This is a genomic window from Bacillus sp. PK6-16, assembly GCF_056530295.1.
Map to the genome: position 1 here is coordinate 234,055 of NZ_CP096512.1, position 13,447 is coordinate 247,501.

Here is a 13,447-nt window from a genome sequence, read left to right on the forward strand (position 1 = left end):
TATACGTGAAATAAAAAATTGTTTTTGATGGTGGTGCGAACAGATTTCACCGGCTGTTATCTACGTATTCATTTTAATTGAAAGGAGGCTACAGCCTCATGCATATTCTACTCACACTTGTATTAGGCGGTTTCATTGGTGCAATCGCTGGATGGATTACACATAAACACATACCGGGTGGTATCATCGGAAACGTGTTAATTGGATTTGTTGGATCCGTCCTTGGTCGTGCCTTACTAGGGCCTATTGGACCTGCTTGGAAAGAATTCTTTTTCCTTCCAGCTTTATTAGGGTCTGTGATTTGTGTGTTAATCATTTCACTCCTTCATTTCATAATAAATAAATTTCACTAAACTGTCTGGAAACATGAAAAGATTTCTTTTCATATATTTGAATGTGTTTTAAAAAGGAGATTTTTGCGTATATGGATTATACACTAGAAAAACAACTCATACGATATAATACATTAAAGTCAGAATGGTTACACATTGTAAAAAAGCTAGATGTTTGTGAATTAGAAGAACAGCCTCTTTATCAAAATATCGCTTTTGAATATGCAAACTATTTTAAAGAATTTGAGTTTAAATTAAAATTGAAATATGGAATTTACTAAATGAAGTTCTGTTTCAAAGTTGCTTAACCGATAAAAAATCGAGCTATTTGTATAGGGGCTCCCACGGTTTTAAGTATTTGTTATCCACCCATTTAGGTTGCAAATTTTGGTTTCGTTTATGTCTGATGTACAATGTTTCAATTCTTTTCAACGTACATGAAGCATGATGCAGAGTTTATAATTATGCCCATTTGACCACACGTTTTTTATATGCCTTTGGTTCAGTTTTATCGTTTTCTGACATAAGCCTCCTTCCTTAAAAATATGAAGGTGTCAAACACCAATTTTAGTCGTGAGATGAATGTCGGTTGGCATAGGCCAACATGTTGCTATCATTTATTTGTGCAGATTGATCTTCGAAAACTGAAGATATGAGGTTAGTTGCTGAAAAACGTTGCAACCGTAAAATCTTCAACGTTCTATCGCTCCATGCTTTCCGAAGTTGCGAAAACCACGCTACAGTAGGGAGCGTGGTGAGTAGTTCAAGAAATTGTTACAATACTTGTTTGTACAATAAGTGGCATGTTTACGGAACGCTTGTCCTTTACCTTTTTTAGATTTTGTTAGGATCTAGCAAACGGAAAAACCACTCGAGAGATTACGCTATTGATAACCTGACGCACACTGCCGAGGACTTCGCACAAATCCACTGTGCGTGAACGCGTCGTTTTACGTGTATATTCTAAATCTTCACAAATATGTTCAAAACAATAAAAAAAACATCTTGTATGCTATATAGGGCAAAAGAACGTTTTTGAAATATTATTTATAGTGCTGTTAAATTAATTAGTACCATAGGTTATATACTGCACTCAACAATTTTTTAGTCAAAAGGAGGATTTTATGAGTACTGTCTTATTAGATTATCAAGGACATCCTGTAGAATATGGAAAACATTATTACATGAATCCATATAGCTACTCGCGTCGAGGTCTGGCTTACGAAAAATATTTATTAACATACTTTATTCTTGTGCAAAATAACGATCAATCGAATTCATTTAGTGGCCAATTAATTCAATTTAGTGATGATTTTGGAAGTTCTGCTGATAAATATGTAAAACTTAATACACCAATGTCAATTCAAGCGGTTAGTTCTCCTGAAGGAGAAGCTCAAAATTATTTCACTTATTCTGATAGCCCTTTAGCACACGGATTAAAATTAACAGGGCTACCTGGGGTTCCTCCTCTTCCCAATAACCTTCAATCTTGGACTCCTGAAAGCCCTCCAAAAGATATTCCTGGATTAGAAAATGCTTCAGATTTATTAAACTATTTCGCATTTAAAAATGATTTTTCTAAAGGCTATTTATCTATTCCGTTTGCTGAGGACAAAAAGTTATGGTTAGATGCTAGAACAAAAAACATAGCAACAGAAACTCTTTGGCGCTTAATCCCAAAACAATAATTCGCTATTTTTTTAAATCTTGATATAATAATATGAACAGAACCCTTGAAAATAAGTACCTATTCAGCAAACTCTGCAAAACGGAGGAAATGTCCAACTGGTTGAGTTTGGTACATTTGAAAGAGGCATGAAATTTGACATTCATGCCTCTTTTTCGTGAATATCAAGTGCATATCTCGTTTCCCTAAGTATTACAATCAAACCAAGGCTCTTCATTTTGGGCACAATATCTATTACTTCCATACTTGATTGTAGAACACGATAAGCAATTAAATCAATTAGTCATCCTTGAAATATGGTTTATTGAAAAAAATCCAATTCAGTAAGATTGGTTTTTATATAATATATCATATAGATTACATTTCCATCCTACATCTATAATGATTGTATAAAAATTGCCTGACACAATTTATATTGGAATTACATTTTCTCCTGAAAGAAATGGTGATACAGAAAAACGTACTGTATTTATCATTTTAGTCAAAAAGCCTCCTTCCTCAAGGAGCGTAAAGGGTCAAAGCCTAGTGAATAGGTGGGAGATGAATTGGCTTCGAACAAGGGATGGTAGGAATCCATCTTAATTGTTCGACATACATAAAATGGTACTGCACTATCTTTCGAATGTACGTTCTTTTCTAAGGGGTATGTAGAAACAGCAGTGGAAGGAATGATAATCGATAAAGTATATCAATTTTGTGTCTAGCCAAATACCAAGCATGTCAATAAGCTGATTGAACAAGATTATTGACACGTGAAATGAAATTTTTTTCAAATCTCCTGAATTTAGAGTTTTCGCCATGATTCACGCACCATCAAAGGAATCAAAATCATTCCTGCATTACAGCACTTATTCATAATGATTCAAACTATAGTAAACAAATATATGTTCTTTAGCTTTGCAACATAACCATATTAATCTTTTTACCCAGCAAATTTACGCAACATTTTTTTTTGATATGAAGTTAGTTTTGTAGGTACAACAACGCGAACGACTACATATTGATCTCCTTGACCGTATCCACGTACATTCGGAGCACCTTTTCCTTTTAAGCGGAACTCTGTTCCAGTTTGTGTTCCTGCTGGAATTTTCAGTTTTACTTTACCATGAACTGTAGGAACTTCTACTTCAGTACCAAGTGCCATTTGGACAAATGTTAATGACATTTCGTAAAAAATGTGATCTCCTTCACGCTCAAAAAATTCGTGATTTTTCACATGAACGACTACATATAAGTCTCCTGCTGGTCCGCCATTTACGCCGGCTTCACCTTTTCCAGACACACGAATTTGTTGACCATTATCGATACCCGCTGGAATTTTAACATTGATTTTTTTACGTTTACGAACTTTACCTGAACCGTGACATGTCGTACATTTTTCTTTAATAATTTGTCCAGTTCCTGAACAATGACCACAAGCTTGACGGTTTACGATACGACCAAACGGTGTGTTTTGTTCTACACTCATTTGACCAGAACCTGAACAATGTTTACATGTTTCTCTTGAAGTTCCTGGTTTTGCTCCGCTACCTTTACAAGTATCACATGGGTCTTCTACTGGAGTCTCAACATTTAACTCTTTACCAAAAATAGCTTCTTCAAAATCTAAAGTAACTTGATATTGTAAGTCAGCACCTTGACGCGAAGCATTTGGATTACGATGTCTTTCGCCACTGCCAAAAAATGAGCCAAATATATCTTCGAAACCATATCCACCAAAGCCTGGATTGTCACCAGCATGACCAAACTGATCGTACTGCGCACGCTTTTGATCATCACTTAACAATTCGTATGCTTCTTGTATTTCTTTAAACTTTTTAATTGCATTTTCTTCTTTGCTTACGTCTGGATGGTATTTTTTAGCCAAACGACGATACGCTTTTTTAATTTCATCTGTTGAAGCGCCCTTGCTAAGTCCAAGGGCCTCATAATAGTCTCGTTTACTCATAAAATTGCAACCCCCGAATCTTTCACATAAACATAATTTTAACATCGTCTGAAAGATAAAAAAGCCAAAGTCAGACTTTGACTTTTTGTCATCTTACTTATTATGTTTACAGTTGAATTACTTGTCTTCTTTTACTTCTTCAAACTCAGCGTCAACTACATTGTCTGTTTTCGCGCCAGCGTCTTGCGCACCTTCTGCTTGAGCTTGCTCGTATAATTTAACAGTTAATTGTTGTACGATTTCTTGTAAAGCATCTTTTTTCGCACGAATTTCTTCAAGCTCGTTTTTCTCAATTGCAGCTTGTAATGCTTCTTTCGCTTCTGTTGCTTTTGCGACTTCAGCTGCATCTACTTTACCTTCTAAATCTTTTACAACTTTGTCTGTTTGGAATACAAGTTGGTCAGCTTCGTTACGAAGTTCAACTTCTTCCTTACGTTTTTGGTCAGCGTCAGCATTTGCTTCCGCTTCTTGTACCATACGTTCTACTTCTTCATCAGAAAGACCTGACGAAGATTGGATTGTAATAGCTTGCTCTTTGCTTGTTCCTAAGTCTTTCGCACGTACGTTAACGATACCGTTCGCATCAATATCGAATGTTACTTCGATTTGTGGAATACCACGTGGTGCTGGTGGAAGGTCAGTTAATTGGAAACGACCTAACGTTTTGTTGTCAGCCGACATTGGACGCTCACCTTGTAATACGTGAATGTCTACTGCTGGTTGATTATCAGCAGCTGTCGAGAATACTTGTGACTTACTTGTTGGAATTGTAGTGTTACGCTCGATTAATTTCGTGAACACGCCACCCATAGTTTCAATACCTAAAGAAAGTGGAGTTACGTCTAATAATAGAACGCCTTCTACATCACCAGTAAGTACGCCACCTTGAACTGCAGCACCTAATGCTACAACTTCATCAGGGTTTACACCTTTATATGGCTCTTTACCAGTTTCACGTTTAATAGCTTCTTGTACAGCTGGGATACGAGTAGATCCACCAACAAGAATAACTTTATCTAATTCGCTTGGAGCAAAACCAGCGTCTTTTAATGCACGACGAGTTGGCTCTAATGTTCTTTCAACAAGACCTGCTGAAAGCTCTTCGAATTTCGCTCTTGTTAACGTTAATTCTAAGTGTAATGGACCAGCAGCTCCAGCACTAATGAATGGTAATGAAATTTGAGTTTGTGTTACACCAGAAAGATCTTTTTTCGCTTTTTCAGCTGCATCTTTCAAGCGTTGAAGCGCCATTTTATCTTGGCTTAAATCAATGTTATTTTCTTTTTTGAACTCAGCTACTAAGTGATCGATGATAACTTGGTCAAAGTCATCGCCACCAAGACGGTTGTCACCAGCAGTTGAAATAACTTCGAATGTGCCGTCTGCTAACTCAAGGATAGATACGTCAAATGTACCGCCACCTAAGTCATATACTAAGATTTTTTGTTCTTCGTCTTGTTTTTCTAAACCGTAAGCAAGTGCTGCTGCTGTTGGCTCGTTAATGATACGCTCAACTTCTAAACCAGCAATACGACCAGCATCTTTCGTTGCTTGACGCTCTGCATCGTTGAAGTATGCAGGTACTGTAATAACAGCTTTCGTTACTGTTTCACCTAAGTATGCTTCAGCAGAAGCTTTTAAGTTTTGTAAAATGATTGCAGAAATTTCTTGAGGTGTATAATCTTTACCTTCAACTTCTACTTTGTAGTCTGTACCCATATGACGTTTAACAGACATGATTGTATTTGGGTTTGTAATTGCTTGGCGCTTTGCAACTTCCCCAACTTGACGTTCTTCATTTTTGAAAGCTACAACAGAAGGTGTTGTACGGTTCCCTTCTGGATTTGGGATAACCTTTGGTTCTCCACCTTCCATAACAGCTACACAAGAGTTTGTTGTACCTAAGTCAATACCGATAATTTTACTCATGGCGAATCCTCCTAGTTTTATGTAAATTATTGATTTACTTTTACCATTGATGGGCGAATCACACGGTCTTTTAATTTATAACCTTTTTGGAATTCTTCCACAACCGCGTTTGATTCAAATTCACTATCTTCCACTTGCATAATAGCTTGGTGTTCATTAGGATCAAACTGTTTACCAACAGCTTCAATCACTTCCACACCTTCTTTAGTCAGCGCTTCTAACAATTGACGATGCACCATTTCCATACCTTGTAACAAGGATTTCGTTTGCTCATCAGTCGCTTCCACTTGCATTGCTCTTTCAAAATTATCAAGAGCTGGCAAGATGTCTGAAACTAGACTTTGTGCTCTATATTTTTCAGCAACCTGTTTATCCATTTGGACACGGCGCTTATAATTTTCAAAATCAGCTTGTAGACGTAATGTGCGACCTTCCGTTTCCGTTAGTTTCGCTTGTAACTCATCTACTTTTTCTTGTAAAAGAGTAGTCTCGCTTTTTTCTTCTATAGTTTCTTCCACTTTTGCTTTTTTTGCTTTTTCTACTACTTGTTTGTTACGCTCTTCCACAATTTTCACCTCCTTAATAGACATTAAGGTTTAAACCCTATAAAAAATTTTCAGAAAGAATGAAAGATACCTAAAAACATACACAAATTTACTCCATGCAATTTTTTTGAAGAAATTCATGGTTCTCAATTTTTAATATATAAAAAAATCTACATATCAAAAGAGTAAAAAAGGAATATAATAGAATGGAGATACATCCCTATTATGCAACTCCAACTTTTGAATTACCGTAGAATGAATCTACATAGCATTGGTATAGCGGAGTCTCAAAGGCAATTAGATGAACATACATCGAGAGAAGGGTGTTTTTTATTACGAACTTCCCTTCAGATATTCACCTGTTTGCTCAATTTGTTCGTCAACATTGATATATCGAAAATGAACTTTATTTAATTTTAGACATAGTACAATCAATAAGGTTAGATTGAAAACTAGACACAGGTTAATATGATAAAAAACAAATTAAATGAAGAATTTAAATGTGGAACTAGAACATTATGAAAAATAAGTCCATCGCCAAATCGTAAAATAATTTATTTAGTAAATGGAAAAGGAAGAATGAGGCATATACTGAAAAATATTTAATCCACATATCCTTTTGTTGCATAAAATTAAAACTAACATTAGAAAAATACATATGTATGTATTCGTATTACAGATAATATTTTTTATGGAGAAAATCACGAATAGATAAAGTGAAGAAAATATCTCAAATAGGTGGGGAAAAGCTAGTTACTCAACATGTAAACTAGCAAAAGAGTGGTCCTCTTTATTAATATGCCCCATTTGGTCTATGTTATGCATTATTTTTTAGCATTTGAAATACGAATTCGTCAAAAATGGGAGAGTAACATATTTTTAACCTGTATTTGTTTACACACTTTTCGTTGCAATACCAAGACTAGTCTTGCATTTAGCCATATATTAATTCTATTGCAAAAATTTTAAAGCAAAATTAAAATGGAAGAAAAATGATTTGAGCTACGCATTACTTTACGTCCTGACAGACGGTTTGGAGTGGGAGATTCCTACGAACACCGATTATTTTAGTGGGCTCTACCCGTAGTCCTTCTGGTGAAAACATAAATATCATGTACGTTGACTTATGCCAACCGACAATCATCCCCTACCTAAAATTGATGTTTCACACCTTCGTATTTTTGAGGAAGTAGCCTTTGGTCGGAAAGCGATAAAAGAGAATGGATTTGGTTTTAAATGAACAAATCTCATACATAATTTCAGTTTTAATTATCCGTAGTTTTTAATACTTTAAACACCAACAGTTGTTTGGGGATTTTGAGTTGCCCTTTTTTGTTTAGTACTTTTTGAACTCCCCCACTTTCATTTTGTTTAAAAGTGAGGGATTCCTAAAAAACATTAAAAATTAATATTAATGGAACACTATTATTTTTTCTATCTCATTACTATTAATAAAAAGGAAATTATTATTTTCAAGAAATGTGACAGCCTTATTTTTTTCATCCCACTCTAAAAAAAATAAATTCCGGCGGTTAAACGGTTCAGTTTTAATTTTTAAGGAAAGAATATAATCATTAAATTTTAATGATTGTAGAACATTAATAATATCCATATCAAACTCCCCTTGTTTTTTTATGATACTGTATAGATTGGAGAAATAAGAATGAAAAATAAAAATATTTCTTATTTCTCCATCAAATTCATTACATAAATTAGCAATTATATTATAGGCAACCTATCAATGTTTTAAAAGTACTTATTTGTTTGTAAAACAGACAAATAAGTATCCGTTCATAATATTGCATCTAACATTTTTTATTTTTTCGTAACAATATTCCGTTTTAAAAATCTAGTCAGATAACCCTCCAGCCATTATATATAATGGCTGGAGGATGGGGGGGGCCATTCACCGAACTGCAAATTGATTATAGTGATTGAACTCTATTCTAATATTTTTTTTAAAATTCATCCATTGATTTCAATAAATAACATTTAATAATATCATTTAGATTCCAATTTCATTTGAAAGCGATCTTTTATTGCGTCAATTCCCCTTAAGCATAGATAGTTGACACTCCCACGGCTAAAGCCACAAGCTGACTAATTTCAATGGGCTTATCCCTACCAATAAGAAATTTTTTTAAGGATATTAGAGGTTTACATGAAGACAGTATTCTTGTATAACCAAAATCATATATAAGTACCAAATTATTACCGTAGTATTCCTTCGAAGAAACACTACGGTAATAGGATAATGTAAAGTTTTTAATCCTTTTTTGAAGATTGTCCCATACTATAATTAAAGTCGCTGTATGTAAAATGGGGGGAGTTCAATTATTAACATAACCTTCCTTTTTAATTACATGTAAAAACTATACCTTTGTACCTACTTACATTTCTCCCGATATAAAGAACCTGTCACAAATAACAGGTTCTCTCTCTTAAATCTATGCTCTTTTTCCCGAATATTCACAAAGCGTGTTTACGATGCTGATGTGAATACTAATTGATTCCCCTATTTGTATGAAAGATGGAGTCAGAACAAATAAAGGGTAATTACGCATTTCCCCAATTGTATTTTTCTCTACCACATGCATGATATTTAAATCTGTAATGGTATTTATCTTGAAAGTTTTGGTTTTTTGATTATTTTTATACAAAGTGTATTCAGGTGTATTTTTTACTGAAATATTGAGTTTGATTCCAGAAAAAATTATATCTGTAGTTGTCATTTGCACACCAAATGGCGGATATTGTTTTGAGATGAGCTTTATCACATACGCAACCCTATTTGACATCTCTAATAATGCATATCCTTATTTTCCATAAATAGGTCATAAACTCTTTTTATATCCGTATTTAACGCTACCATGTGCTGTTTTAAATTATGAGCACGTTCAAAAAGATGTGATATTTGTCGATATCTAATTAATAACCCTTCATACGGTATCGTGTTTTCATTGTTTTGCTCACTCACTTTGAAGAAACAATGTACCAATTTACTTATATAGTAAGACTACTTATTAACTTGAAAAGTAAATATATCATCATACACACAACCATTTACCTTGATCCTATAGGCCCCAGGTTTAGTAAACTTAATATTATTTTCTTTTAATACTACTGCATTTATATCTCCAAAAATAATATCCACACTTCTACCACTTAACATATACCAAGTATGTCTATCTAGTACAACGCTCATTTCATTGTGCTTTTTTATATGTTGAGACTTCGTTTCTGCAAAGCTGGTATGATTATTTAAAAACAATAGACCACTAAAGCCAATTACTCCCGTTAAAATAATTCTTGCACATTTTCGAATCACTTTCATTTATTAGTCCTCCTTATTTTTATATAAAGGGTTTTTACCTTTTATACTTCTAACCTTATTTGATTATGAATCATGTGTAAACCTACATTATTTCCACAATTTTCTACATAAATTTAAATATTCTTATAAAAATCAATCAATTATGTATACAAAAATAAATGATTATTGTACTGCCAATGAGTTTTAAATTATTTTTATTTATTCATCATTCGCATAAATAAAAATAATTTAAAATTCGAAATTTAGTTGATAAAAATCAATAGGACTCCGATATCTTTATAAATCCGTATTTTGTATGATGGATAGATAAGATTTTGTAATTATTTTTATCTATTCACCGGCCTATCTTAGAACAAACGCTCCAGCGAAAGGATAAGATAAAAATCATTAAAAAGCGTATATTCTTAACAGAATTGGAATATCACGTTTACGGAGAATTTATTAACATTTTTTTATGTTCTTCTACTATGTTTAAAATGCACCAATTAGATTTACAGAAGAAGAAATAAGAATTAATTGGATTCAAGATCATGGGCACATTTTGTATCAATTTATACAGCAAAACGTCCCAGAAATAACAAAAATTCTAATTCGCCTGTTCAACCTCCTTTAGCCCCTTTTTTTATGGAATAAAACGAATTTTTTATAAGGGACGTTAGGCGGAGGTGTATTTTTTGTCCATTATCAAGACAAATTCGTTCATTTTTTATATAGATGCCATGTTATATTGTTTTTTGCAAGTCCCTACTTGTTTCTTTAAAAGCTGTATCTGTTCCCCTAAGCCCTGGTCCTGAACCAGGGCTTAGTCTCATTTAGTTAGGGAAATGCATTTATATATTTCTTTAATTTCATCTATACTGTTAGGTCCTTCTCGGTCTCATTATTTTCTGTTTTTTTCATCTTCCTTTGTGTTTTTATTGTGGCAAGTATGACAAAATGTTTGTAAATTAGTCAGTTTTAATCGTTTCGACCAATCCACACGAATCGAGCTATTATAAATCAGCTACAGGTCTGTACGTCTTATCGCGGTTCATTTGCATCAACTCGTATGCTTACGAATACGCTATTCCCACAGTACATTGTTTTTAAAACAGTATCTGCAGAAATATCGTACTCTTGATTTTCCTATAAAAAAGTACCTGATTCAGTGCCCAAAAAGTTCTATTATTTTTTATCATTTCTAATGCCGTCGTAAAGTTGAGAATGCCCGATTTTTTCCCCTGTAAAACTTACCTCGCTTTATCCCTAATACTGTATAAATATAATCGTCATTTTGCTCCTTTACATGCGTCAGTATGCGTTGCTCATCTTGATCTAACGTATGCTCAAAATCTTGTTGTAATTGCCTGTATTTCAGTTCATGAATATCCAACTTTCGCAACTTCGGAAATAAGGTATCCGCTCCCAACTCCCTCCGTTCTCGCTGCTTCTGGAAACATACACGTAATCCCTTATATTTCTTCAATTCATCTATCACAAAAGGGTGGATTTTTCTCATCTACATATGGAAAAAAAGATAATTGCTTTATGTGTTACCCTCCTGCACAAAAGTTCGAATTATATCCATAATACAGGTAAGCTCTTATAAGGCTGTCCCTTTTAAATCACGACTGAAAGCCGCTTAATTTAATTGAAACACACAAAGCAATTAGCTTTGTTATTTTTTTGTATAAACATTTAAAGCATACACACAGCATAAACTCTTGAGTTCATTTTTCAGCGTTCCTATTGGAACCTCACCGCAGAGGCCTATTTTTGTTTAAGTCCATACCTTACGACTTAAACGTGAATTTAACCTGTTATATGAGGGCGTTTTTCTCAAAATATCAATTTTACACCGCTACCCTATCCATTTCTGGAATAATCCCTCGTTTTGTTAACATGTCATGGAAAAAAATTTGTTTTACATTTACACATACACTAAAAATATACATATAATATTATTGTAGTTACCTTTTTTGTTATAAGTCTTGGTAATAGAGCGCCCTGGCACAGGCGCTCTATTATTTTTTTACACCTTCCTTCAGTAATTACATATGCTATAAAAGCTGGTATCTTTGGGTACATTTCAGAACTCCTATTGCTCACAAACTGAGCAGTTAGTTTTTTACTAACTACTCTTTTAGTTATTATTCACTTCCATCCATTTATCATCATCTGAAAGCTAACCTTGTTTATATGATTTCGTTAACGGTTCATGTTTTTTTCTTTAACACTTATGTAATATGGTATGACCAGATAATCAAATGAAAAAATAAAGGAGATGATTCAAGTGATGGAACAGAGCGTCGTAAATATACAGACGCAAATTAATGAGAGCGACTATCAAAAGCTGATGTCCTACCTAACAGGCTTCCAAAAAACAGTGAATGCTTATTCTGGATTTGCTAATTCACAAGGCGCAAAAATTATTAACGATAATTTCAATACACTTATAGGCCCTATCATACCATTTCGAGGAAAGTGTAGTATGTTTAGACATATTTTAAGACATAAAAAAACATTCTTCATGTAAATAACCTAAAAATTTCCACATAAAGAATGAATATACTTTATCATTTTAGCCAAGAAGACTCCTTCCTCAAGGAGCGTGAAGGAGTAGGTAAAGTCATTGTCCTATCGAAAACATTTGCTTCCAGCCAATTATGTTCTTGTTGTGGATATCAAAACAAAGACGTTAAAAATCTAAATCTACGTAAATGGGACTGCCCCCTTCTTGTCGTACACACCATGATAGGATAGTAACACAAGTATTAATCTAAAGAATGAAGCGATAAGGCTTCTAACCGCAAGAAACTCCTCACTTCTAAACGGAGTGAAAGTGGGGGTAGTTCAAAGTTTCTCCGTTTGTTAAATCTCCATTTCATTTAGTATTATCTAAATCTCATATTACACATCGAATTTTTTGTTCTTTATTAAATTAATTGTTGTATGGAGGTCATCTGAATAATTTAAATTTATTTCATCTGCTAATTCTTTTAAATCATGATGAAGGATAGAACGTTTTTTTTCATCTATTCCCTCACTAAAATCATGTACATCATTTGTAACAAAATATATTTGATCATAATCACATTGATTGTTATTGTTAAATTTATTTGAAAAATGTTCATACATACTAAAGAAAATCACAGCATCTCCCATACTGTTTTTGTATCCAAAGGGTTTTTTTTTCTGTAATCCAAATTCAATTACCATGTTCTTTAATTGTGGATTTGTTAATTTTATTGGCGTTACTTTATTTTTTATCAAGTATTCAATATCTGTAACAAGTGATACATTCTGAACACCTGAGTTTAAATGTATTTGAGATTCGATTTTGTCTAAGGATTGATGATATGAATTATCGGTAGGATCATAAAAATAATTAATAAGCAATTTAGCTTGATCCAATGTATCTTTTGTAGTTGTGAGTGTTTGCTGTAAGATACTTGTATAGTGACGATTCCATTCTAGTAGGACTTGTTTTGGAGCAAATAAAATAATTTTATTCGCAGCTATTAATTCCTCCATTTTCTGAAAAATATGGACTTCTTGTTCATTTCCATTTAAAAAATTCAACCAAATATTAGTATCTAAAATTAATGCAGTTGGCTTCTCCCATATATATTTCATGTTATTCTCCTTTTTAAAATACACTAACGCTTGTTCTCTATGAATAAGCGTTAGTGT

The 13,447-nt window shown here is 33.4% G+C and carries 12 protein-coding genes and 2 pseudogenes; 6 read left to right on the forward strand and 8 right to left on the reverse strand.

From position 1 onward, the window contains the following. The first annotated feature begins 98 nt into the window (after window positions 1–98). From M1D66_RS28415 to M1D66_RS28425, 3 genes are all read left to right on the forward strand, one after another. Window positions 99–353: a GlsB/YeaQ/YmgE family stress response membrane protein gene (locus M1D66_RS28415; RefSeq protein WP_327879801.1), complete on the forward strand. Its 255-nt coding sequence runs from the start codon at window positions 99–101 to the stop codon at window positions 351–353. A 71-nt stretch (window positions 354–424) separates the two neighbouring features. Then, window positions 425–613 (forward strand): hypothetical protein, encoded by a 189-nt coding sequence (locus M1D66_RS28420; RefSeq protein ID WP_437263851.1) that lies wholly within the window; start codon window positions 425–427, stop codon window positions 611–613. 843 nt (window positions 614–1,456) lie between these two features. Continuing rightward, on the forward strand, window positions 1,457–2,020 hold the full coding sequence (locus tag M1D66_RS28425; RefSeq protein ID WP_479831962.1) for a hypothetical protein: 564 nt from the start codon (window positions 1,457–1,459) through the stop codon (window positions 2,018–2,020). A 921-nt stretch (window positions 2,021–2,941) separates the two neighbouring features. On the opposite strand, the gene dnaJ is transcribed toward M1D66_RS28425, so the two are convergent. The 6 genes from dnaJ to M1D66_RS28455 all read right to left on the reverse strand — a co-directional run bounded on the left by dnaJ (window position 2,942) and on the right by M1D66_RS28455 (window position 9,775). Next, window positions 2,942–3,967 carry a molecular chaperone DnaJ gene (dnaJ, locus tag M1D66_RS28430; protein WP_479831963.1) on the reverse strand — a complete coding sequence of 342 codons (1,026 nt, stop codon included), beginning with the start codon at window positions 3,965–3,967 and terminating at the stop codon, window positions 2,942–2,944. A 117-nt stretch (window positions 3,968–4,084) separates the two neighbouring features. Further along, window positions 4,085–5,896, reverse strand: a complete 1,812-nt coding sequence (dnaK, locus tag M1D66_RS28435) for a chaperone protein DnaK (RefSeq protein WP_479831964.1) — start codon at window positions 5,894–5,896, stop codon at window positions 4,085–4,087. A gap of 26 nt (window positions 5,897–5,922) precedes the next feature. Further along, window positions 5,923–6,462 (reverse strand): nucleotide exchange factor GrpE, encoded by a 540-nt coding sequence (grpE, locus tag M1D66_RS28440; RefSeq protein ID WP_479831965.1) that lies wholly within the window; start codon window positions 6,460–6,462, stop codon window positions 5,923–5,925. A 1,390-nt stretch (window positions 6,463–7,852) separates the two neighbouring features. Beyond that, entirely contained in the window at window positions 7,853–8,053 is a 201-nt protein-coding gene (locus tag M1D66_RS28445; RefSeq protein ID WP_479831966.1) for a hypothetical protein, read from the reverse strand. 835 nt (window positions 8,054–8,888) lie between these two features. Beyond that, window positions 8,889–9,173: a hypothetical protein gene (locus M1D66_RS28450; protein WP_479831967.1), complete on the reverse strand. Its 285-nt coding sequence runs from the start codon at window positions 9,171–9,173 to the stop codon at window positions 8,889–8,891. A 284-nt stretch (window positions 9,174–9,457) separates the two neighbouring features. Further along, the gene (locus tag M1D66_RS28455; RefSeq protein ID WP_479831969.1) at window positions 9,458–9,775 is read right to left on the reverse strand and encodes a hypothetical protein; all 318 of its coding nucleotides are present in this window, start codon (window positions 9,773–9,775) and stop codon (window positions 9,458–9,460) included. A 413-nt stretch (window positions 9,776–10,188) separates the two neighbouring features. On the opposite strand from M1D66_RS28455, the pseudogene M1D66_RS28460 reads away from it, so the two are divergent. Next, window positions 10,189–10,385, forward strand: a pseudogene (locus M1D66_RS28460) (IS4 family transposase); the annotation flags it as partial. Between the two features lie 570 nt (window positions 10,386–10,955). On the opposite strand, the gene M1D66_RS28465 reads toward M1D66_RS28460, so the two are convergent. Then, window positions 10,956–11,240 carry an ArpU family transcriptional regulator gene (locus M1D66_RS28465; RefSeq protein WP_479831970.1) on the reverse strand — a complete coding sequence of 95 codons (285 nt, stop codon included), beginning with the start codon at window positions 11,238–11,240 and terminating at the stop codon, window positions 10,956–10,958. A gap of 807 nt (window positions 11,241–12,047) precedes the next feature. On the opposite strand from M1D66_RS28465, the gene M1D66_RS28470 reads away from it, so the two are divergent. Further along, window positions 12,048–12,290, forward strand: a complete 243-nt coding sequence (locus M1D66_RS28470) for a hypothetical protein (RefSeq protein WP_479831971.1) — start codon at window positions 12,048–12,050, stop codon at window positions 12,288–12,290. Between the two features lie 89 nt (window positions 12,291–12,379). Beyond that, window positions 12,380–12,629, forward strand: a pseudogene (locus M1D66_RS28475) (zinc ribbon domain-containing protein); the annotation flags it as partial. A gap of 35 nt (window positions 12,630–12,664) precedes the next feature. Here the strand turns inward: M1D66_RS28475 and M1D66_RS28480 are convergent. After that, window positions 12,665–13,390, reverse strand: a complete 726-nt coding sequence (locus M1D66_RS28480; protein WP_479831972.1) for a PIN domain-containing protein — start codon at window positions 13,388–13,390, stop codon at window positions 12,665–12,667. Window positions 13,391–13,447 lie beyond the last annotated feature (57 nt).

Bases quoted from the DNA above. Each gene is read 5' to 3' on its own strand.
- M1D66_RS28415 (WP_327879801.1), top strand. From the start codon at position 99: ATGCATATTCTACTCACACTTGTATTAGGCGGTTTCATTGGTGCAATC.
- M1D66_RS28420 (WP_437263851.1), top strand. From the start codon at position 425: ATGGATTATACACTAGAAAAACAACTCATACGATATAATACATTAAAG.
- M1D66_RS28425 (WP_479831962.1), top strand. From the start codon at position 1,457: ATGAGTACTGTCTTATTAGATTATCAAGGACATCCTGTAGAATATGGA.
- dnaJ (WP_479831963.1), bottom strand. From the start codon at position 3,967: ATGAGTAAACGAGACTATTATGAGGCCCTTGGACTTAGCAAGGGCGCT.
- dnaK (WP_479831964.1), bottom strand. From the start codon at position 5,896: ATGAGTAAAATTATCGGTATTGACTTAGGTACAACAAACTCTTGTGTA.
- M1D66_RS28445 (WP_479831966.1), bottom strand. From the start codon at position 8,053: ATGGATATTATTAATGTTCTACAATCATTAAAATTTAATGATTATATT.
- M1D66_RS28450 (WP_479831967.1), bottom strand. From the start codon at position 9,173: ATGACAACTACAGATATAATTTTTTCTGGAATCAAACTCAATATTTCA.
- M1D66_RS28455 (WP_479831969.1), bottom strand. From the start codon at position 9,775: ATGAAAGTGATTCGAAAATGTGCAAGAATTATTTTAACGGGAGTAATT.
- M1D66_RS28480 (WP_479831972.1), bottom strand. From the start codon at position 13,390: ATGAAATATATATGGGAGAAGCCAACTGCATTAATTTTAGATACTAAT.